This window comes from Dyadobacter sp. HNCC25DJ186 (assembly GCF_056895235.1).
Window position 1 is genome coordinate 124,025 of sequence record NZ_JBXHAS010000013.1, and the last position, 22,087, is coordinate 146,111.

The following is a 22,087-nucleotide window of genomic DNA, read 5'->3' on the forward strand; positions in this document are numbered from 1 at the left end:
TCTGATCGAAATTTTTTAAGTAAAACTGAGAAATCAACAACATATTAATCATAAAAAATAAATGAAAGTTGCCGAATTAGACCTGCTGGAAGGTGTCACTCCCCAGTACGAAATGGAGAAATTATGGTGGAAAAACACTGAAAGCGAGCAGGTTCTAAACCGTGGATATTTGTTGAAAGGCGAAACCGTGGAAGGAGCGATTGAGCGTGTTTGTGCCGCAGCCGCAAAACGTTTGTACCGTCCTGAACTGAAAGAAGCTTTTCAGGAAATGGTTGAGAGAGGCTGGATGAGTTTAAGTTCTCCAATCTGGGCAAATATGGGCACAGAGCGTGGATTGCCTATTTCCTGCTTCAACGTGCATGTGCCTGACAATATTGAAGGTATCACACATAAGCTTGGAGAAGTGATTATGCAAACCAAGATTGGCGGCGGAACCTCTGCTTATTTCGGTGATTTGCGTGCGCGCGGAAGTGCTGTGACGGATAATGGAAAAAGTAGTGGAGCTGTAAGTTTCATGCGTCTTTTTGATACGGCCATGGACACGATTTCTCAGGGCGGAGTGCGCCGCGGTGCATTCGCAGCTTACATGGATATCGATCATGAAGACATAGAAGAATTTTTACAAATTAAAGATATTGGTCACCCGATCCAGAATCTTTTTTCAGGCGTTTGTGTGCCTGATTACTGGATGCAGGACATGATCGATGGTGACATGGCCAAAAGAGAAATCTGGGCGAAAATTTTACAAAGCCGTCAGCAGAAAGGTCTTCCATATATATTTTTTTCTGACAATGTGAACCTGAATAAACCACAGGTCTACAAAGACAAAAATCTGCGTATCAACGCAAGTAATTTGTGTTCGGAAATTATGTTGCCGTCGACAGAAGATGAGTCCTTTATCTGCTGCCTGTCGTCCATGAACCTAGAATTATATGACGAATGGAAAGATACGGATGCGGTGAGATTGGCGATTTTTTTCCTTGATGCTGTTCTTCAGGAATTTATTGAAAAAACAGAAGGAAATCATTTCCTGGCTAGCGCAAACCGTTTTGCGAAACGCCACCGCGCGCTTGGTCTTGGCGTTTTGGGATGGCATTCATATCTGCAGAAAAATATGATTCCGTTTGAAGGAATGAAGGCAAAACAGCTTACAACACAAATATTTAAAGCAATTCAGGATAAATCAGAAAAGGCGACGCAAGAACTTGCGCTGATTTATGGAGAGCCGGAATTACTAAAAGGATATGGTCGCAGAAACACAACTTTGCTGGCTATTGCGCCGACAACTTCTTCATCTGCCATTCTTGGTCAAACCTCTCCGGGCATTGAACCATTCAGCAGTAATTACTACAAGGCAGGTCTTGCAAAAGGTAATTTTATGCGTAAGAATAAATACCTGAAAGTATTACTGGAAGAGAAAGGTTTGGACAATGAGGAAACCTGGCGAACGATTATGCTGAATCATGGAAGTGTGCAGCACATGCCCGAATTATCTGCTGAGGAAAAAGATGTTTTCAAAACTTTCAAAGAAATTAGTCAGCTGGAAATTATTCAGCAGGCTTCGATCCGTCAAAAATATGTGGATCAGTCTCAAAGTTTAAATCTGAATATCCCTTCCAATCTGCCGGTTAAAGAAGTTAATAAATTACTTATTGAAGCCTGGAAGTTAGGTGTGAAAACGCTTTACTATCAGAGAAGTCAAAGCGTTTCGAAAGAATTGGTGACGAGCTTGGTAAGTTGCCAGTCCTGCGAATCGTAAAAGATTTTTAGCTGATTTAAACATTGGTAAGTTGATAAACACAGATTGAGCCGGCAAAACGCTGGCTCAATTTTTTTATCCCTATGAATAACTTAACATAACTTCATATGGCAACTAACGATCAAAATTCGACTGAGGAAAATCAGAATCCGTCAACTGGCAATCAGGAAATAAAAGGCTCAAATACCGTAAAAGATCCGGATGAATGGACAACTGGTGACGAGCCTATGACTGGCGCGCAGCAATCCTATTTGAAAACGCTTTCAGATGAAGCGGGTGAAGAATTTGATGAAACGCTTACCAAAGCAAACGCTTCAAAACGTATTGAAGAGTTACAGCAAAAAACCGGTCGCGGACAAGAGAAATAAGCGGGCAGGGGAAATAAAATAAAAGCATCAAATTGAAGACTGGGTTTTTCTCAACTTCAATTTGGTGCGTTATTTGTATATAAATGTTCAAAAAGTTGCTTTCATCAGTATTCTTTTAAAAGGAAAAAATACCGGAGACTTGGGGAATCTGCTTTTCAAACGCACCTTGTATTCGTTGATAAAATTCTGTTTATTTTGATCATCCAGCTTTTCCAGGTAAGGTATCAGAGCAGTACCTGAAACCCAATCAAACAGCGCATCCGAGTCATTCAGCACAAGAGGATATATTTTTTCGAAAACAGTGATACCAGTTCCTCCATTCTCAAACAATAACTCGGCATAATCGTCAATATTCAGCACAGTATCCGCCCGGTCCCAATTATTAAAATGTGGTTCAAAAAGCGGATCCGAAGCCAGTTCGCTGAGCATTCGGTTTGTCAGGTTATGGTTTTGAGCGGGCAACTGGATTGCGAGCTGGCCACCAGATTTAATCGAAGAAATAATTTCCGGGAAAAGTGATTTATGATCTTTAACCCATTGAATTGCCGCGTTGGAAAATACCAGATCCCACTGCATTCCGGATTGTAACTGCTCCTCAATAGATCGTTGCTCGAAACGAACATGCTCATTTTCAAATTCCCTGGCATCATCAAGCATCTCTTTAGAAGAATCTACGCCCAGCACTTTTGAATCAGGTAACATATCAGCCAATTTTCTGGTCAATTCTCCTGTTCCACATCCCAGATCTATAACTTCCAAACCTGGCATTATTTCGATCAGAGCAGCCAGGTCGAAAAATGGCAAAAAACGTTCTGATTTAAATTTATTGTATGTATTCGGATTCCAGGCCATTATCAAGTTCTTACGTAGTAAATTTAGTTTCGCCATTGAAACGACTTTTCATCGATAGCTCGCATCGTGCATAAAACTCCGTTCAAATGATCATACTCATGTTGTAGAAGTTCAGACAAGTCATCCTGCATTTTCCATTGTTGCGGCTGCCAGTTTTCATCCAGATAATTTATTGTCAAATATTTGTGCCGTTTGACTTTCACAAGTAAGTTGGGAAAACTCATACAATCGTCCCACATTTCAAACATTTCCTCACTCAGATCGGTAAATTCGGGGTTAATGAAAACGACGGGTTTATCAATATTCATGTAGATTAATCGCTTCATGATACCTAGTTGAGGAGCAGCGATCGCTCTTCCGAAATTGTATTTTAGCCGGATCTCCTGCATGACGTTATGGAGGTCATCAATCCAGCCTTTTACAAACGGAAGTTCTGTTTCCAACACCGGTTCGCAGACTTCATAAAGAAGCGGATGGCCAAGTTGCAAAATATCGTTTAAGCCTTTCATAAAGGATAAAAGCTGTTAAATTAGTTCTTTTTCGAAACAAACGCTGTTTTCAATCCCGATATACTGGCCATAGTTTGGAATAATCTTGTAGCCATTCTTTTTGTAAAATGCGATGGCTTCCGGTTGTCGCTTTCCGGTTTCCAGAACACATTTTGAATAGGACATTTCTGTGGCCCACTTTTCGAGTTCCCTTAGAACAGAAGACGCAACGCCCATTCCACGGCCTTCGGGAGAAGTATACATTCGCTTAACTTCCATCGTATTTTGATCAAATTCTTTAATAGCCCCGCATCCAATAGGTGCTCCATCTTCGAAGGCAACAACGGTATGTCTGATTTTGTCAACTTTGTTGAATTGGGAGTAAAAGGAATGATCTTCACCGTCGCGGATTGCAAGGTCGGCGTCCAGCTTTTTTACCAGAAAAATAAAATCCTCGTCTGTGGAATCTGTTCGTTTTAAGGTGATCATTGAATGAATCTGTAAATTATTAATGCCGGAGAATATGTTTGCGGCAATTTAAGTTAATTATGGTTTGATCTGTGAAAAGGCAGTTATAAAAACCCATCCCGCCATTTTTGAGCAATAGCCATGGCCGTCTCCAGCATATATGGCTCCCAGTTTTCAACTTTCCATTCCGAATGATGGAGTGCTGATTTTGATAATAACTGTCTGGCGTGATTAAAGTTTTCGGCCGTTTCCAGGATTGAAGATAATTGCAACTGTTGTTCAAAAAGTGACAGGTCTTCAAGTGGAAATTGTGTTAAGGATACCGTTTCAATGGGGAGAAAATTATTGAATAATTTATCCGAAAAAGCATACTGTTTCTGTTTGACAATGGCGTCCATTTTTAGGAAATCCTGCTGAAAGGCCAGTTGGCTTTCTATGGAATCTAGCGCAGTTCCCATTTGTTCGAGCACGACAAATTTAAGGTTTGGACACCTGGGCATTGTTGCTTTCAGCAGTTCGAATACTTCCTTTGGAACTGCGTCGTCGTGCGTGTCGCGTCTTATTCTTTCGCCCCGGGAAGTTTTTCTTTCATCCCAGCTACCGCCTGAAATATGTATCTCACGCACTTTTTCGAGTGGGTACAAAGCTATAATATCTTGAAAATCTATATTGAAATTATGAATCTGGCAATAAAGATTATGGAGATCAAGAATGATAAAACCATTAACGCTTTCTACCAGCTTGGAAAGAAATTCGCCGTGGTTTTTAACTTCTTCTACTGAATAAGAAAATGCCAGATTCTCCAACCCCACAGGGCACTGACAGGCTTCGTGAATTCTCTTCAATCGGTCAATACCGATTTCCAGAAAAGTTTTGGTGTAAGGGATTCCAATCGGTGCTCCTTTGTGAAAATCAGAGCCGGTCATAAATCCAAAATGGTCTGTGATATGATCAAACCTGAACTTCCTGGAAAAAGTGTTAAGTTTTTTCAGCCAGGCATCTTGCCCGGGAAGCCATTTGCCCGAAAATAGTGAAAAATATACGCCATGACCCACAAGTCTGCCCTCGTTGGCAAATTCTGAAATCAAGCCAGAAAACCATTCCGGTATTTCGTCATACTTGAAAAGCGTGTCAAAAGACCACTCAATCGCTTCAACTTTTCCCTGTTCGAAAAGCGGGAAAGCTGCCGATAAGATATTGGTATCCAGATTGCAGGCAATGGATGAAAGGATCTTGGACATGGGTATCAAATGAAATCAACCCATTCCACAAGCCGGGCAGGGATCCAGTTTTTTAGCTTTGGCAGCCTTTTCTTTTTCGGGACTTACGCTATCGTTTGCACATGCGCTGATTGTAGTGCTGACAACGACGGCTACGGCAACGGCTTGAAGAACTGTTTTTGAGATTTTCATATTGGCTAACGGTTTAGTTAATAAGTTACGAGCTTGCTCACTCTGAACATAAAGACTCCATATTGCGAAATATGGTTGTAACCTGGTTCGCATTTTTGTCAAATAAAAAAGCCAGGCCATCATAGCCCGGCTTAAAAATCTGTTTAATTTAATACCTCCCGATCAAACGTTTTCTCAAATTCTTTGATTGACTTTCTGAGATGTTTATCGGTTAAGCCACTGTATTGAAATTGTAAAACTCTGGCTCGTTCGGCAGTCAGTTTTTTAAGTTTCCAATATTTTGGGTGGCTTAATTGGATCGGAGGATGGAAGTCTTCATCTTTCGTGTCCTTAATCAAAACTTCTGTCTCAATTATAACTTTGGAAAGATCTGCGGCCAACTTCCCTCGTGTAATCACTTTCGCCAAACGTCCCAAGTCAAGGACAAAAACTTTTTCATGTTTCATTATTTTATTCTTCAAAGTACTTTCCGGACTGCAAAGATATTAATAGAAAAGTTTAGCAGGCAGTACTTAATGAAAACTTAATGTAATTTGTATTTTGGGAGATCGATAAAATATTATTTGCTAAAAGTTAAATCATCCACTTTCGCTCCGTGGTAAAGGATATAGTCAGCCACATTTTGTAATCTCCTTTTATCATATCAAAAAGCTCCTGACGGATCATATCCAGATCTGTAACTTTCATGTCTGACAGGCTTTTAGGTAATAAAAAATCAATTTCGATTGTGTAGCTGCTACCGGTCTTAGCAACCCTTACCAGTGAATCCAGGAAATTATATTTTTCTGCGATCTTGTCAGATGCCGTATGGATATTTTCTTCCACTTCGTCATCGGGTGCGAACTGTAACAATTCCCGAATATTTTTCCAAAATGTCCGGGTTGGTATCCTTAAAAATACCAGGGAAATTATGACGACCATCGCTGGGTCCAGATAGGGAATGACAAAGGCCAAGGTGGTATTTTTAAAAAAATGGCTTAGCGATAATCCACAAAGAACGCCCAAACTTAAAAGTGCGTCGAGCTGCCATTCTGTTGATTCAATCCTGACATATTCAGATTTCAATTCCCGGGCTTTTTTTCTGAAAAACAACCATAAAAGGAAGCATCCGATAATTGAGAAAACCAGATAGGGAAGCGCAATGCCAAACGCTACTGTTTTGCCACCGTTCATGATATCAATCACCGACGTAGCCAGGGAATAAAGACACAAAAAGATAATGACAGATGACTGGACGGTTATGGCAAATGGCTCAAATTGCGATCTGCCGAATGGGAGATTATCGTCATCAGGTTTGCGGACAAAATTATTGACAAGGAGCGAAACACCGGAAAGGCTAAGGCCTACCATTGAAAAAAGTGCATCAAAAATAATGGATTTTGATTCGCCCAAAATCCCCACCGCGATAGCCCAGATGGTCAGCAAAGAACCTATGGCAATCGAAATTTTAATTAATTGTCTCTCCTGAATTCGTTTTTGCCGGGCATTCATAATAGGGGAAATAAAGACCTAAGTGTCTGATCCTTAAATAAACAACAAGAAGTCGACCGGATTTGTTTGGTAAGAAGGTTGCAGAATGTTAAAATATACCAACTTTTAATTTAATAGTGCCTTTGGAAGTGGATTCGTGCTCAGGAATGTAGGTGATACTCACTTTACTGTTATCAGGTTCTCCGTAAAAATCCCTTTTCAAAGTTCCGTTAATATTTCCGGCAGGAAATCGGATAACTTCTGAATGAGTTCTTTTGAAGCTGCCGGCCTTCGGAGTGTCTTTGTGATAAAAATCTAATTTTAGTTTATAATCATCGTTTGCATAACCCTCAACCTTAATGATCAAAGCGCTGTTTCCTGACTTATCCGGAGTTTCCCATATATTTTCAGGAGATCCGATATGATGAATTAAATGCTCTTTGTAAGTTGGTGAGAAGCAATAATAAATGCCACCCATAATTAATAATATAATCGAAACTCCCACAAGAAGCCATTCTTTTCTGTTAATCCACATCATTAAAATGTATCATTTTCTTACTGATTCACAAAGTTATTCAATCGTCTTGTATATAATCGTGAGTTAACAATAAGATAATGTAGGACAGACTGTTGCGGATTTTGGCAGTGGGTTTTAATTCTCAAATTCAGGTTAATTAATATGAATCTGATAATTTTGGATATGGAAAGAGCAGATATACCACGGTTAGCATTAGCCTCGTTTGCAGAGGTGAATTACAAAGTGCCGTTTCTAAATGTCCAGCATTATCCTCTTGCTACCAATTATTTCAGTATTAAAAACAGAGAAAATCATCCGGTTGTTGATTACATTTCACCAAATCGCAGGCAGTTTTTCAAGATATTCCATATGACTTCCGGGACAGGTATATTGACTGTCGGACTGCACCAATATACACTTGGGCCAGGAGATATTGCATTCTTACATCCGGATGAGATCATGTCATGGCAAACGACATCAAAAGAAACCGGAGGACATTTTTGCCTTATCCATCCCAAATATTTTGAGTACGAAACAGACCATGTGTTACAATTATTGAGAAATTATCCATATTTCAAGGCTTCCAAAGCTGTGGTGCAATTGACTGAAAATCAGTCTGCTGAAATAAATCAATCTTTTGAGTCCATTGTCAGGGAAGAGGAAGGTGACAATGAGGACAAAAAGCAGGCAATATTGCTGCATTTTCAACTGATATTACTGGCTGCCCGGCGAGCAGGAAAAACCCTGCCTGACCAGACTGTTCCGGAAAGTTATGGATATATTCATGGTTTTCTGTCTCTGCTCGAATCTGCATTTCAGGTTCAGGACGATGCTGTAAAATTAAAGACGGCCGCAGAGTTTGCAGCGCAACTTCATGTGCATCCGAATTATCTGAATTCCTTGGTAAAAGAACATACCGGAAAAACATTGAGGGAACATATTCAGGAACGTTTGATGTATGAAGCCAAGGTGCTGCTGATTCAAACGGACTGGGATATTAATCGTATCAGCTTCGGCTTAGGGTTTTCAGGACATGCAGCTTTTACATCATTTTTTAAAAAGAAAGAGAATATTTCCCCCTCGATTTTCAGAAGAAATGCGTTTACCCAGGCGAATCTTTGAAACTCGCAAGTATCCCTATGTTATGAATAAGTGATTGCCGCGCTGATGAAGGTTCCTTTGTATCACCAAATTTAAACATACAAAGAAATGGAAAATCAGGGCAAAACATGGTTTATCACGGGAGGGTCACAAGGAATCGGTCTTTTACTGGCACAAACGTTATTGGCCGATGGGCAAAATGTCGCAGTTACAGGTCGTAATCTTGAAAATCTCAAATCTGCGATCAGTACGGATTCGAATAATTTTTTACCACTGCAAGTCGATCTCACCGATGAAAAAAGTGTAGAAATGGCCGTTGAATCAGTAATTGAAAAATTTAAATCTATCGATATTTTAGTAAATAATGCCGGATATGGTTTGATCGGAGGTATTGAAGAAACGTCCGCCAAAGAAGCCAAGGCTATTTTTGATATCAATGTTTTCGGTTTGTTGAATGTAACGCGTGCCGTCTTGCCACATATGCGTGCGGCGAAGTCTGGCCATATTATTAATTTGTCAACGGTTTTTGGTTTAATTGCGGGTGCCGGTTGGGGACTTTATTGTGGGTCCAAATTCGCAGTGGAAGGCTTGTCTGAAGCTTTGGCACAAGAAGTTCAGCCATTCGGTATCAACGTTACTATTATTGAGCCGGGGTATGTTCGTACCAATTTCCTGAAAAGTGGTACAATCGCTCATCCTGAGAACCCAATCGCGGCTTACACCGCCATTCAGGAAGAGAAACGCAAACATTCCGATGACGTGCCGGGCACGCAAATCGGAGATCCTCAAAAAGTGGCCGAAGCTATTTTCTCTGTTTCAAAGCTCGCAGAGCCTCCTCTCCGCCTTTTACTGGGATCCGATGCGTTACAATTTGCCAACTACAAAGTGCAGATGTTACAAGAGGGGATTGAAGCGAACAAAGTGATAACGCTTTCAACTGACTTTTTGTAATTTAAAATTACCGTTTACATACTGAGCTCAGTTTTTGCGACTGAGCTCAGTGTTATTTTATGATGATGACGAACAGATTTTAATATTTCATTCTCGCAAGCTTAAAAAGTCAGAAATATATTTTTTCACTCTCTTCCGGATATAAATCAATAATCAGATCACTTTGCCAAAACTCTTTTGTTTTGACATCCATGGCTGTCAGTTTACCGTTTTTCTTCACGCCGGTATCCATATTCCAAAGGTTCGCTGCATGAATTGGTACTTCGCTGCCAAATTTTAATGTAGGGGTATGTCCGATGAAAATTTCGTTAAACAAACTAAGTCTGACCGGAAAATGATCAGTCGGGAGCTGCTTCATGTCTTTGAATATCATCGCTGTTTCTAGCAGTGTCCGGTCGTTGAAGAGATAGTTTTCGTACATTTCTTTTGCCGGGCCTTGCTGTGAGGTAAAACCAGCATGAACATAAAGGTTTTGTTGATCGTCTACATAAAAACTCCTGAATTTTCGGAGGAAATCGCGATGTTTTTTCTTCTCGACTCCACTGTAAGAGCCATAACTTCGCAAAGTGGATTGTCCGTCACTTGCCAGCCATAACGGATCGGCATGTCCCGTTTCCAGCCATTCCTCTAACCAAACGTCATGATTTCCTTTCAGGAACACACAGTTAAATCGGGTATCCAGTTCTATCAAAAAGTCAATCGTTTGCCCGGACTCTGGTAAACCATCTACATAGTCTCCAAGAAAAATGAGTCGGCTGTTTTCATCCGGCTTGATTAATTTAATGATTTGGTTCAATGCTTTTAGAGCACCATGGATATCGCCAATAACATACGTTTCCTGCGCCATTTTATTCTGTTATATGTGATTTATTCAGTTATCATGAACGGATAAAATATTTGTTCCAGCCGGAAAAACTTCTTGTCACCCCGATTTTTAGAAAACATGGTGAGTTTTTACTCATAAAACCGTTATTTCAAGTTATTGCTTCCTCATTAATCAAGAATCCAAACGCGCTCAGAATGCTGTAAATAACTTTATTTACAATTTATTTTTTATCAGAAAATGGGCAAGGCATCGATTATTTCTGGTCGTAAAAGTTACATTTAAAGAAATAAAACTTACGTGAATAGAAAAATTTATATTAAGCCTGACTCCAAAAGTGCTTTTAGTAAGAAGTAGCTATTAATTGATTAGAAAATACAGATCATGACAAAACACCTGAATGTCGGTATAGTAGGATATAAATTTATGGGGCGCGCGCATAGCAATGCCTGGCTCAAAGCACCTTTCTTTTTCGATCTTCCGGCCAAACCGGTTTTGAAAATAGCATGTGGTCGACAAGAAGGTTCTCTAAAAGAATTTGCGTTAAAATGGGGCTGGGAGAAAACGGAAACGGATTGGAGGAAATTGGTAAGCAATCCTGAAATCGATATTATTGATATCGCCCTGCCGCAAAATCTTCATTATGAAATTGCCATGGCTGCGGCAAAAGAAGGTAAACACATTTTTTGTGAAAAGCCGCTTGCCATGAACAGAAAACAAGCGGAAGAAATGGTGAAAGTTTGCGAGGACAATAAGGTCAAACATTATTTGAATCATAATTACAGAAGAACTCCGTCGGTTGCTTTTGCAAAGAAAATGATTGAGGATGGGAAAATCGGGCGAATCTTCCATTGGCGGTGTGCATATCAGCAGGATTGGATCGTCGACCCAAACTTTCCATTAACCTGGCAACTGCGAAAGGAAACTGCCCAGGCTGGCCCGCAATGGGATTTGAACTCCCATGCGGTGGATCTTGCGCATTTCCTCGTGGGAGATATTGAAACGGTATCCTGCCTGACTACCAATTTTATAAAAGAACGCCCCCTGGCTGATGAAACCACTTCCGGAAATCTCAGTGCTGCAACTTTGGGTGATCAAAAGGGAGAGGTCACGGTGGAGGATGCAGCTTTGATGATGGTGCGTTTTAAAAACGGCGCAATAGGTTCTTTCGAAGCGACACGGTTCGCAACGGGCAGGAAAAATGGACTTCGATTTGAGATTTATGGAAGTAAGGGAAGCATCCTTTTTGATATAGAAAGGATGAACGAATTGCAATATTATTCTCTAGCGGACGAAGAAGGAACGCAGGGTTTTCGACTTATCCAGACCACGGAGTCTGTGCATCCGTATGCCGGACACTGGTGGCCAGCCGGGCATATTATAGGTTATGAGCATGCTTTTGTGCATGCTGTGGCGGATTTTGTTAATGCCATAAGCAATGATACTGTAATCGAACCGAGTTTTTACGATGGATTAAAAATCATAGAAGTATTGGAAGCAGGAATCCAGTCAGCAGATTTAAATAAACAAGTCGTGTTATAAAAAAAATATCGCCAGCGTTTTCTCCCTTGTTTTCCTATCATCAGGTTTTGTTTTAAAAGCGTAAAAAGTCTCCCGGACGAATAATATTTATGCGAAGCAAAATCTGGTCGCCTGGTGTTGTTCCCTATGACGATAAAACCTGAGGCCGGGTTGAACGAGCAGAGATGCGTAATTAATCAGTATTTAAGATGTTGGCATAAGATTGGAGCGAAAATAGATAGTTTACCGGATTTATTTGGTCGTAAAGTGACCTCTAAATGTCGTAATTGTACAGTGTTCAACAGAGGTCGTGGGTTTACCTTTGTAATAGAAAATCAGAAACATTCACCTCAAAAGATATTAAAATGGAAGCTAAAAACACACCGGTAATCACTGTTCAGGTTTTGATCAACGCGCCAACAAAGAAAGTCTGGGAATTCTGGACTGAACCGCAGCATATAATAAAATGGACTTTTGCATCGGACGACTGGCATGCGCCTTATGCCGAAAATGATCTCCGAATTGACGGAAAATTTAAGACAACGATGGCCGCAAAAGACGGAAGCATGAGCTTTGATTTTGAAGGTATTTATACTGATGTACAAACCTATAAATTAATTGAATACGTTCTTGGCGATGGCAGAAAAGTGAGTATCTCCTTCGAAAGTGGGGATAACGTCACAACAGTTACGGAGACATTTGATCCGGAAAGTGAGAATTCAGTCGATTTGCAGAGAGACGGATGGCAAGCCATTCTGGACAATTTCAAAAATTATGTTGAAACTGCCGTTTAACGTTTTTCGAAAATTAATTTTATCCTTAACAGGTTATTGGTTAGCCCAATGACCTGTTTTTTTTTCTGCAATATTGAAATTTCACGTCTCTGACAATTTACCAGGGCTGATGTGCTGACTATTAATTCTTTGTTTGGTCTTGTATAAAAGCGACTTGCCGGATAACCTAATCTGCGATAATCGGATATTATCTTATTACAACTCTTTTGACTTCTGTTTTTCTACCTGAATCTTTTGTTGGTATCACATAAACATAATAAGTTCCGCGGGGAAGGGTCGCTACATCAAACTGTGTTCTCCTGGCCGCAATGACGCTTGCTGTATCGCCTGAATTAGCTATTGACCGTACCAATGTAGACTTCTCATTGAAAAGTAAAATCTCTTTCGGTAATTCCGTTTCAGCAGTTTCGCTTTCGAAATCTACATTGATAACATTCGTCGCAGGGTTTGGATAAACAATTGCGCCGGTGTTTGTGCATTTCCAATTGTATTCCAGTTTTTCAGAAAGCGGCGTTGTGCCACATGCATTCGTTATGTTGCCCTGGATGAAGTGGCTCGTGCCACACATACCGCCATTTATTTTAACAGCGTTTTCAAACCCTGATTTCACAAGCGTTCCGTCAAGAAACCAATTGTAAGTTGAGTGAATTATTTCTGTCGTATTTACTGCGACAATACCATAAGTATCAACCGTAGTAAGGGTTGTAGTAACACTTGGAATCCCAACATAAATTACTTTTGTAAATATTAACGGTCTGCCACATACGTCGATGCTTGCTGTTATTGTGGTTTCACCAGATTTTGTTCCAACCCGTTTAGCCAAGCCTGTTGTTACATCGATTGTAAGCACAGATTCGTTGCTGCTAGACCAGGTTGCCGGAACACCCAGTAAATTCATCCTGTACGTAGAAGTGGCGGAACACAATGTAGAATCTCCGAGTACTTCAAAAGCATATTCTGAGGTCAGCAAAGCCTTTCCGTTCGCGGTTATCCAATCATTTATTTCAGCCTGTGAGAAGTCAGAGAATGCCAGTGCTTTATCCAGTCCGCTGCACATGATCGTTTTAGTAGTTGTCGAGCATCCGGATTTTGCGTCTGTCGGGTGAGATGCGTTAAAATTATGTCCAATTTCGTGCGCCACGGTAAGATATTCATTTGAGGTACCGTAGGTAAGCGAATAGGCCATATTTGGTGTTTTCCCAATCACCCCTTTGTTTGCAATGCCTAATGTAAAGGCTTCCAGAAACTTAGATGTGAACAAATGCGCTACATCTCTTTTTACTTCGGTCCTGTTTTTATTCCAGTAGTTCGTGAATTCCTTTAACAGCTTTGAAGGATCCGTTGAGGTGTAAGGATCGTTTGCTGTGGTGTAAACGTGCTGATAATTAACCATAAGACGGATGTTAAAAGTACTCATATAAATTCCCGCCACAATATTCATATCGTTCAGGATACGTGCATTCGTGTTTTTGCCATTGTTTTTGAAGTACTCAAAATCAGCGTCCGTAGCCACTTCAAGAATACGGCATTCATTGTTGAAAGTTTCAGAAGTTCTGGCAGAAGCCTGTGCTTTGCTTACCGCCTGACTTATTGGCTCATCCAGGCCACATTTTCCATCAATCTGCTGAACATCAGCGACATTGAATATAACATAACGATTTTCGGTATCTTGTGTTCTTGTAATATCTGCTAAGGGCTCAATCGCATAAAAACCTGCATTTCCGTCACTTACGATACCTTTTATTTGATCGTTGTCAATATATAAACGAACAAACTGAGATGGATCATTATTGGCATAACCTGAATAAGTATTGCAAACTGCGGTTGAATTATCAGTAATTTCTCCGCTTTCGGTAGTCATAACAGACTTATAATCAGCTGTTCTGATTTCAGTTTGTTGTAGCGTGAGATCCAGCGTAAGGTTGGTTGATACTGCAAGTTTTAACCTGGCTTGCAGGGGATTTCTTTTTACAAAATTGTTTAGTGCAGCAGGTTCCAGTTGTATTACATTTAAAACTTTAACCAGCCCATCGAGCTTTTGGATCTCCGAGTGGTTAAGTTTTGCAGGAACGTTTAGTTGAGGTACGATCTGAGCATTTGCAACCTGACTAAGGAAGCAAAAAACAAGAAAAAGATTTTTCATAATTCGAGTAAAACTGATAGAAATAGACGGAATTCAGAATTCAATTAAATTCTGTAAAATTTTTAAATTGGGTTTACGTAAGCCGGCATATTACCGATTAAAGTAATTCTACGAAAAAGTTTGATTTTTGAACTTTTAGGTGGTTTTGCCATGCCTGAAACTAAGTAAAAGAAGAAAGTCGGAATTGCAATCAAATTTTTATACAATTTTCATTAAAATATATACAATACTACTCGTTTGTAGAATTCCTTACTTCAAGCCTTACAAGTGATTTATTGGATGGCTGTCGACTTAATATTTTAAATGGAAATGTTAGATAACTTTCTGATTTTAAGCGATTATACTTCTTTTTGCTTCGTGAAATATAAATTTCTATATGTAACCGATTATGTTACTTGATTTAACTTGCAGTAGTACAAACATTATTTGGCAGAGCAACATTTGTAGATATACTAATTAACTGGCACCCTTTAAATCTGATTTTTATCAAATTTAATTATTCCGGGATTTTGGGATATGTTTAAAGAGTGTTTTCGGGATTGGTTTTGACTATTATCCGAATTTTCTGCACTTCTAACGCATGATCTTAAATTAATCTACGGTTTGGGTTTGGAACAAAGAAATCTGTGCACAGTTGATGCCATGTCCACGTTGATTTCCATCATTATTAATCTATACATTTCTGGTGTTATTTTTACGCAAATCGATCTGAAGTAGAATTGTTATTTCGTGGAATCTTCCGCGATATGGTATTTGCGCTGTGAAACGTATTGAGATGTCAACAAACTAGATTACGACAAACCGAGTTGAGCTTTTAACAGACTTTTTAAATCTTCAAAATTGTCGGGCTTGGTAATAAATGCCAGTGCGCCCAGGTTTTTGGCTTCTTCGGCAACACTTTTACTGGAAGAAGTTGAAAAAACAATAACTGGAATATCTCTCAAAAAATCATCCTTTTTTATTTTGATTAGAAATTCCTGCCCGCTGATTATCGGCATATTAAGATCCAGAAAAATGAGGTCGGGAGTAAGGGTTTTTGCTGATAATTTAGCCAAAGCCTCACTTGGCTTATCGAATGCACGACATTCCACCGATGAAGTTACAGACTGCAATGCGGCCTGAAAAATTTCCAGATCATCTTCGTCGTCATCGATCAGTAAGATATTTTGATACAACATCTGAATTGGAGAATGTTTATAGTACTAATTTACGGTAAAGAAATTGTAAATCAAGGGATCTGTTATTAACGTATCATCCTGACTTTGGTGACTTTGAAAATGTCAGTGTTAATTCGGATATTTAATGCGGGCCATTTCGCCTGAGATAGAAAAAATTAGCCAATCCGGAAGATTTATATCTTTCAAGTACCGGAATTGAAAAAAGTGTATTCATATTTTGTAGAAATATTTTCATGAGATTTTTCAGCGTTTTACTATTCGTAACTTTTCTGCTCACGGGAAGCACCATCAAAAGACTTGTTCCAGGCGAAGGTTTTGTTGAGGTCAAAGGTGGGCGTATATGGTATAAAGTCGTGGGTTCGGGAAAGGGCGTTCCACTTTTGCTGATCCATGGCGGGCCGGGAAGTAGGAGTTGCGACGGCATTCCCGCCTATTCGATATTGGGTAACGACAGGCCCATTATTTTCTATGATCAGCTGGGTTCAGGGCATTCCGACCGGCCATCGGACACTACGCTTTGGCAGTTACCAAGATTTGTGGATGAAATTTCGGCATTGAGGAAAGAGCTTGATCTAAAAGACGTAAATATTCTGGGAAGTTCATGGGGAGGTTCAGTGGCGGTGGAATATATGCTTTCACTGAAACCGGAAGGTGTAAGGTCGGTAATTTTTGCGGGCCCGTTAATCAGTACCTCGCGCTGGATGCGTGACGCGAAAATTTTGTTGTCACAGCTTTCCCGGCCTGTGCAGGATACGATACAAAAATATGAAGGCCTTAAAATGTACGATCATAAATCCTATGTCGCGGCAACGGATTCATTTAATATTCAGTATCTAAGCAGAAAGCCAGGCGCGCGGATTCCCGTTCCAGACTGCGAGAAGTCGGCGAAATCTAACAAGGAAATTTATCGGTATATGTGGGGCCCGACAGAATTCAATGCAACAGGAACGCTCAAATCATTTGAAAGAGCCGAACGTTTGCATGAAATCAAGGAGCCAGTTCTTTTCATAGCAGGTCGCTTTGATGAGGCGCGCCCTGAAACAATGTACGAGTTTCAAAAAGAAATCCCGGGTGCAAACGTTGTGATCATAGAAAACGCGGGACACAATAAGGTGCGGGATAATCCCGAGGCATATCTGAAAGCGATCAGGGATTTCCTGAATAAGGTCAAATAATCATCAGCGAAGATTCCTAAATGAAGCAACCTGTGTCAGTCCGTTTTTAGACTTTTCACAGGATTTCTAATTGCCGCTTTCACACTGTGAAAACTGATCGTAGCGAAGGCGACAAGTACCGAAATCGTTGCTGCCGCTGGAAAAATCCACCACTGGATATCGATTTGGTAAGCGAATTTTTGCAGCCACAAGTTCATTGCATACCAGGCTACCGGAGAAGCAAAAACGAACGAAAGCAATACAAGTTTTAGGAAATCTTTTGACAAAAGTCCGACGATACTTTCTGTTGAAGCTCCCAAAACTTTGCGGATGCCGATTTCTCTGGTTCGCTGCATTGTGCTGTAAGATGCAAGACCAAGCAAACCAAGACAGGAAATGAAGATCGCCAGTAAAGCAAAGTTGAAAAATAATTTTTCAAAACGATCTTCGCGGCGATATTGCCGATCAAAAAACTCATCCAGAAAGTAGTAGTTGAAAGGCTGGTCTGGTAAGTAGGTCTTCCATAGTTTCTCGATTGAAGCAACCGTGTTCTGAATATTTTTCGCATTCAACTTCACAGAAAGAAACGGCGTTTCAGAGGGATCAATACGTATGGTCAGGGGTTTGATCGTCTCATGTAATGAAGCAAAATGAAAATCTTTTACGATACCAATGATCCTGCCTTCTCTTCCCCACTGTTTAAATTTTTTACCAACTGCTTCCGATGCATTTTTATATCCAAACAGCTTAGCGGCTGTCTCATTGATAATCATCGCGCTTGTGGAATCTGTGGCTTGATCTTTTGAAAAGTTTCTTCCCTCCGCCATTTTAAGCTTAAACTGAGGGAAGTATTCAAAATCAACCATATACAATCCTAAATGCGCCACCTGAAAAGCGCCGCTTTTATTTTCTATTTCAGAATAAGCTCCATCATATCCGTCTCCCGGCACACTGGAAGATGCTGCGATCGATTCAACGCCTGATAATCCGGAAATTGATTCCCGTAAAGCTGCGCCGTTTTGATTTACTTCTGCCCGGATTACCAGCAGCTGATCTTTTCTGAAACCAAGATCACGCGTTCGTAAAAATGTCATCTGGGTATACACTACGAGTGTACCGATAATTAAAATTATTGATATCGAAAATTGAATCGTTACAAGTCCTTTCCTCAAAAGAATTCCTTTGAAACTTGTTGTGAAACGGCCTTTTAGGACATGAACTGGGTCAAAAGAAGATAAGACAAAAGCCGGACAAATTCCGGCACATGCACCAATGGCAATGGCAGTAAAAAACAAGAAAATCAAAAATGAGATATTCCCAAAAATGCCATCGCTGATCGTTTTTCCCGCCAGATTATTAAAGGAAGGGATCAGGATCGATGCAAATATTATGGCAAGAAAGAAAGCAGCCATACTTACAAGTATCGATTCGGAAATGAACTGTCTTGCCAGTAAATTTTTGCTTGCTCCGAATGACTTTCTTATACCCACTTCTTTTGCTCTTTCGGCGGAGCGGGCAGTTGAAAGATTTATAAAATTGATACATGCGATCAACATGATAAAAACTGCAATGGCCGAAAAAATGTAATTGTTTGATGCGCTACCTTTTTCGTGATCACCGCGTGTGGAATGAAGGTAAATTTCCAGCAATGGTTCAAGCGTTAGTATATACCGGACTTTTGCCTCACGGAACATTTTTCCAGCATGGGTTTCCAGAAAAGGAAAGAATTTATTTTCAAGTGACCTCGTCGAAGTGCCCGGTTTCAATAATAAATAAGAGACGGCGCCAAAGTCACTCCAATCCCGGTCCAGGTCTTTGTTCAGTCTTTGCGTAAAGGTGGACATGGAGATGAACATATCTCCCTTAATATGAGAATTGGCTGGAATATCTTTCATGACGCCGGTAACTGTCGCACTCAAATTGTCGCGTGACAAAGTCAGTATTTGTCCGATCGGGTCATTTTTCCCAAAATATTTCTTTGCTGTTTTTTCAGTTAACACAATACTCAGCTGCTCTTTCAGTGCGGTTGCAGAGTTTCCCTGGATAAGTTTAAAATCAAAAACATCAAACAAACTGGAATCTGCGAAGAAGGCCTTTTCGTCTTTAAACAGGACGTTGCCTTTCCGGATATGGAGATTGGCTGCATTTATTCTTGTAAAAGCCTTAACTTCCGGGAAATCATTTTTCAGAGATGGCGCCGTAGACCATGTACTTACATCAACTTTTAAGGTTTCGGAAGGAGTTTTTATATCGGTCACCAGCCTGAAAATCCGATCAGCTTTGGTATGAAAGGTATCATAACTTAACTCAAAAGAAACATAAAGGGCAATGAGAAAACATGCGCACATGCCGACAGACAAGCCTAAAATATTGATCAGAGAGAATATTTTATGCTTCCAAAGATTCCGCAAAGCAATTTTTAAGTGATTTTTTATCATGGGCGAGCACTGTAAAAATGGTTCTGATCAGGAATGAAGCGGTGATTCGTATCTTGTATTTAAAGTATTTTATCCTCTTGATATAACTGTCCCGCAGCGAATATTTCTTTGATTATCAGCTGGCTGAAAAAATCAGCACGTACTTGCCGGGTGTTTATTCTGGATTTGAAGTAATAGTTTTTTATCTCAAAATCCCTGGTAATGACTGATCTTAATTTTAATAATTTTCCCATCCTTAAAATCAAGGTGAAGTACGTCCATCATTTTGTTGCCAAAAGTGTAGGCAAAATACCAGTTTGGAGCGTTTTTCATCATCGGATCGTAGTTTGTGGTAAGATCTTTGGTAAACATCGAGATGCGTTCGAATTTATTCCGGTAGGCACTGAGCTGACTTATCTTTACCAATTTTCTGTATAAAATCTCTACGTTATCTCCGTTTTGTATTGCTGTATCTGCATTTCCATTCGATGGCCAACGCGTAAGTCTTGTCCCTTTGTTTAAATAAATAGCTGAAACTTTATTATCCTTAAACGAAATTTGTACACCCATATCTGTCCCTTTTTGTTCATCAAGGAATATAGATTGGTAAAGTGGAATCCGATCCTGCAATTGACTCACATCCGTAAAGATATTGCCGACAATATTTATATATTTTAAGTCAAGCGTGTCACTTAGTTTTTGAAGCGCAGAATATGTATGCTCGCCCGTAGCATTAATTTTAACTCCCAGATAACTGCCTGACATGAGACTGTCAGTCCCTATAAGCTGCGTTTGGGGTGGACAGTCACAAACAACCGGCGGTATGTCCGCAGTGTCTTTAATACAACTACTAACAAAAAAGAGGAGAGCACTGGCGATGATCAGGGTAATTTTCATGAGCTAATAGATTTTTGGTTTATCATCAGTGACAATAAGCTGTCTGATTTGGTTGGAATCTAACCAAACTTTGTAATTGATGAATTCCTGCAATCTCGAAATGCTACGAATTGAATTAGTTTTCTCAAAGCAAATATAATTACAATAATATGTCACATATATGAGAAAAATGTCATAGTTTTGCGAGTAAATAAATTAAAATGAAGGACACGAAACAAAAGATCATCGACGCGGCAATTACTATTTTTAATGAGGATTATTCCGCGCCGTTGGAAATCGTTGCAGACGGTGCAGAAGTTACCAGACGAACGTTACATCGTTATTTCTCAGATCGGCAGGACCTTGTCAACGCATGCCAAAGTGTAATGCAGGAAAGTTGCAGAAAAGCAATGGAAGCTGTGCATGCCGATTTCAAGGATCCTTTGGAGCGATTTGAAAACATGCTTTATGCGGCAATTGATTGTGGTGTGAAGTTTTCTTTTTTACGGAGATTGCACAATAACGAGCATCATACTCATTCGCAACATAACAAAGATTGTAAAAACTACGACCGGACTTTCAACAAATTCAAAAGCACGTTGGACGAACTGAAGAACGCGAAGTTATTGGATGAATCTTTGACTATGGAGTGGATTGAGATGCTGATGACCGGAGTCGTCACAGCTGCAATTAATTCGGAGAAAGCTGGAAGTGTGGCAAAAAACAATATTAAAAAATTTGCCTGGCATTCCCTTAGCAAGGGTATTCTTGCTTAAATTTTTTTGCAAAATAATGTCTCAGAAACGAGAAAAATATACACTAATAGAGACAAAATAATTTGATATGGATAATAATAATTTTGATGTGATCATTGTTGGTGGAAGTTTTGCCGGTCTGTCAGCAGCTATGGCTTTAGGGAGGGCCATTCGTAAGGTTTTAATAATTGATGCAGGAAAACCGTGCAATGCCCAAACGCCGCATTCGCATAATTTTCTAACGCAGGATGGAAAGACTCCGGCTGAGATTTCTGCTTTGGCAAAAGATCAGGTTCTGGCTTATCCAACTGTTAGTTTGGAAGCCGATTTGGTAAATGAGATATCGGGAGAAAACAACAATTTTACGGTTCAGACTGCGCTCGGAAACCGCTATTTTGCGAGGAAAATTCTTTTGGCCACGGGGGTAAAAGACATTATGCCGTCGATTCCCGGATTTGCAGAATGCTGGGGAATTTCAGTGATTCATTGTCCATATTGTCACGGGTATGAATACCGGAATCAAAATACCGGCATACTGCTTAACCATGAAATGGCATTTGAATTTGTCAAGCTGATTGATAACTGGACGCAAAAACTGACGCTTTTCACAAACGGAGCACCAATTTTTGATAAATCGATTTTTCAAAAATTGAAAAATCCCGATTTTAAGATCGTTGAAACGGAAATTAGCGAACTTGTTCACGAGGCAGGATATCTGAAACGGATAGTATTTTACGATGGCAGTTTTCAGGAGTTAGATGCTTTATATGCTAAAATTCCTTTCACCCAGCATGCCGATATTCCGATCAAACTGAATTGCGCTTTCGACGATATGGGATACGTCAAGGTTGATGAATTTAAAAGGACATCAGTGGACGGGGTTTATGCCGCAGGAGATATTACATGGGCATTTCGCTCAGTGGCTTTGGCGACGGCAGCAGGAACGATGGCCGGAGCCTCTATCAACAAGGATCTTATTGAAGAGAAATTTCAGGATATTATTTGAGTGTAATTTAAGCTGAGAAAAAGTCAAAATTACA

At 40.0% G+C, this 22,087-nt stretch carries 22 protein-coding genes; 9 read left to right on the top strand and 13 right to left on the bottom strand.

Annotated features, from left to right (window positions below; all coding sequences use genetic code 11):
• The first annotated feature begins 61 nt into the window (after nucleotides 1-61).
• Nucleotides 62-1,759: a ribonucleoside-diphosphate reductase subunit alpha gene (locus AC1XUO_RS26405; RefSeq protein WP_483332841.1), complete on the top strand. Its 1,698-nt coding sequence runs from the start codon at nucleotides 62-64 to the stop codon at nucleotides 1,757-1,759.
• Between the two features lie 107 nt (nucleotides 1,760-1,866).
• Nucleotides 1,867-2,127, top strand: a complete 261-nt coding sequence (locus tag AC1XUO_RS26410) for a DUF3072 domain-containing protein (RefSeq protein ID WP_483332842.1) — start codon at nucleotides 1,867-1,869, stop codon at nucleotides 2,125-2,127.
• Between the two features lie 87 nt (nucleotides 2,128-2,214).
• Here AC1XUO_RS26410 and AC1XUO_RS26415 read toward each other — a convergent pair whose 3' ends face one another.
• The 8 genes from AC1XUO_RS26415 to AC1XUO_RS26450 all read right to left on the bottom strand — a co-directional run bounded on the left by AC1XUO_RS26415 (nucleotide 2,215) and on the right by AC1XUO_RS26450 (nucleotide 7,355).
• Nucleotides 2,215-2,979 carry a methyltransferase domain-containing protein gene (locus tag AC1XUO_RS26415; RefSeq protein WP_483332843.1) on the bottom strand — a complete coding sequence of 255 codons (765 nt, stop codon included), beginning with the start codon at nucleotides 2,977-2,979 and terminating at the stop codon, nucleotides 2,215-2,217.
• A 23-nt stretch (nucleotides 2,980-3,002) separates the two neighbouring features.
• Nucleotides 3,003-3,488: a peptide deformylase gene (locus AC1XUO_RS26420; protein ID WP_483332844.1), complete on the bottom strand. Its 486-nt coding sequence runs from the start codon at nucleotides 3,486-3,488 to the stop codon at nucleotides 3,003-3,005.
• A gap of 15 nt (nucleotides 3,489-3,503) precedes the next feature.
• Nucleotides 3,504-3,956 (bottom strand): GNAT family N-acetyltransferase, encoded by a 453-nt coding sequence (locus AC1XUO_RS26425; RefSeq protein ID WP_483332845.1) that lies wholly within the window; start codon nucleotides 3,954-3,956, stop codon nucleotides 3,504-3,506.
• An 83-nt stretch (nucleotides 3,957-4,039) separates the two neighbouring features.
• Entirely contained in the window at nucleotides 4,040-5,176 is a 1,137-nt protein-coding gene (locus AC1XUO_RS26430) for a multinuclear nonheme iron-dependent oxidase (RefSeq protein WP_483332846.1), read from the bottom strand.
• Nucleotides 5,177-5,191: 15 nt separating this feature from the next.
• Entirely contained in the window at nucleotides 5,192-5,347 is a 156-nt protein-coding gene (locus tag AC1XUO_RS26435; protein ID WP_483332847.1) for a chryseobasin-related MNIO class RiPP peptide, read from the bottom strand.
• Between the two features lie 143 nt (nucleotides 5,348-5,490).
• Entirely contained in the window at nucleotides 5,491-5,793 is a 303-nt protein-coding gene (locus AC1XUO_RS26440; RefSeq protein ID WP_483332848.1) for a hypothetical protein, read from the bottom strand.
• A gap of 127 nt (nucleotides 5,794-5,920) precedes the next feature.
• Complete coding sequence (locus AC1XUO_RS26445; protein ID WP_483332849.1) at nucleotides 5,921-6,838, bottom strand: cation diffusion facilitator family transporter; 918 nt, start codon at nucleotides 6,836-6,838, stop codon at nucleotides 5,921-5,923.
• 88 nt (nucleotides 6,839-6,926) lie between these two features.
• Nucleotides 6,927-7,355: a hypothetical protein gene (locus AC1XUO_RS26450; RefSeq protein WP_483332850.1), complete on the bottom strand. Its 429-nt coding sequence runs from the start codon at nucleotides 7,353-7,355 to the stop codon at nucleotides 6,927-6,929.
• Nucleotides 7,356-7,496: 141 nt separating this feature from the next.
• Between AC1XUO_RS26450 and AC1XUO_RS26455 the strand changes: the two genes are divergently transcribed.
• Together AC1XUO_RS26455 and AC1XUO_RS26460 are read left to right on the top strand one after the other, a co-directional pair.
• A complete protein-coding gene (locus AC1XUO_RS26455) occupies nucleotides 7,497-8,456 on the top strand; it encodes a helix-turn-helix domain-containing protein (protein WP_483332851.1) in 960 nt (319 codons plus the stop codon).
• An 87-nt stretch (nucleotides 8,457-8,543) separates the two neighbouring features.
• Nucleotides 8,544-9,386: an oxidoreductase gene (locus AC1XUO_RS26460; RefSeq protein ID WP_483332852.1), complete on the top strand. Its 843-nt coding sequence runs from the start codon at nucleotides 8,544-8,546 to the stop codon at nucleotides 9,384-9,386.
• A gap of 109 nt (nucleotides 9,387-9,495) precedes the next feature.
• Here AC1XUO_RS26460 and AC1XUO_RS26465 read toward each other — a convergent pair whose 3' ends face one another.
• A complete protein-coding gene (locus AC1XUO_RS26465; RefSeq protein WP_483332853.1) occupies nucleotides 9,496-10,233 on the bottom strand; it encodes a metallophosphoesterase in 738 nt (245 codons plus the stop codon).
• Nucleotides 10,234-10,593: 360 nt separating this feature from the next.
• Between AC1XUO_RS26465 and AC1XUO_RS26470 the strand changes: the two genes are divergently transcribed.
• Nucleotides 10,594-11,751 carry a Gfo/Idh/MocA family protein gene (locus AC1XUO_RS26470; RefSeq protein WP_483332854.1) on the top strand — a complete coding sequence of 386 codons (1,158 nt, stop codon included), beginning with the start codon at nucleotides 10,594-10,596 and terminating at the stop codon, nucleotides 11,749-11,751.
• A gap of 344 nt (nucleotides 11,752-12,095) precedes the next feature.
• On the top strand, nucleotides 12,096-12,524 hold the full coding sequence (locus AC1XUO_RS26475) for an SRPBCC family protein (protein WP_483332855.1): 429 nt from the start codon (nucleotides 12,096-12,098) through the stop codon (nucleotides 12,522-12,524).
• Nucleotides 12,525-12,711: 187 nt separating this feature from the next.
• On the opposite strand, the gene AC1XUO_RS26480 is transcribed toward AC1XUO_RS26475, so the two are convergent.
• On the bottom strand, nucleotides 12,712-14,667 hold the full coding sequence (locus AC1XUO_RS26480) for a M12 family metallo-peptidase (RefSeq protein ID WP_483332856.1): 1,956 nt from the start codon (nucleotides 14,665-14,667) through the stop codon (nucleotides 12,712-12,714).
• Nucleotides 14,668-15,458: 791 nt separating this feature from the next.
• Nucleotides 15,459-15,845, bottom strand: a complete 387-nt coding sequence (locus tag AC1XUO_RS26485; protein ID WP_483332857.1) for a response regulator — start codon at nucleotides 15,843-15,845, stop codon at nucleotides 15,459-15,461.
• Nucleotides 15,846-16,078: 233 nt separating this feature from the next.
• Here AC1XUO_RS26485 and AC1XUO_RS26490 point away from each other — a divergent pair, with 233 nt between their 5' ends.
• A complete protein-coding gene (locus AC1XUO_RS26490) occupies nucleotides 16,079-17,020 on the top strand; it encodes a proline iminopeptidase-family hydrolase (RefSeq protein ID WP_483332858.1) in 942 nt (313 codons plus the stop codon).
• Nucleotides 17,021-17,055: 35 nt separating this feature from the next.
• Here the strand turns inward: AC1XUO_RS26490 and AC1XUO_RS26495 are convergent, their stop codons facing one another.
• Both AC1XUO_RS26495 and AC1XUO_RS26500 read right to left on the bottom strand, forming a co-directional pair.
• Nucleotides 17,056-19,437: an ABC transporter permease gene (locus tag AC1XUO_RS26495; RefSeq protein ID WP_483332859.1), complete on the bottom strand. Its 2,382-nt coding sequence runs from the start codon at nucleotides 19,435-19,437 to the stop codon at nucleotides 17,056-17,058.
• A gap of 186 nt (nucleotides 19,438-19,623) precedes the next feature.
• On the bottom strand, nucleotides 19,624-20,313 hold the full coding sequence (locus AC1XUO_RS26500) for a hypothetical protein (RefSeq protein ID WP_483332860.1): 690 nt from the start codon (nucleotides 20,311-20,313) through the stop codon (nucleotides 19,624-19,626).
• A gap of 200 nt (nucleotides 20,314-20,513) precedes the next feature.
• On the opposite strand from AC1XUO_RS26500, the gene AC1XUO_RS26505 reads away from it, so the two are divergent.
• The gene (locus tag AC1XUO_RS26505) at nucleotides 20,514-21,068 is read left to right on the top strand and encodes a TetR/AcrR family transcriptional regulator (protein ID WP_483332861.1); all 555 of its coding nucleotides are present in this window, start codon (nucleotides 20,514-20,516) and stop codon (nucleotides 21,066-21,068) included.
• 67 nt (nucleotides 21,069-21,135) lie between these two features.
• Complete coding sequence (locus AC1XUO_RS26510) at nucleotides 21,136-22,053, top strand: NAD(P)/FAD-dependent oxidoreductase (RefSeq protein ID WP_483332862.1); 918 nt, start codon at nucleotides 21,136-21,138, stop codon at nucleotides 22,051-22,053.
• Nucleotides 22,054-22,087: the final 34 nt, after the last annotated feature.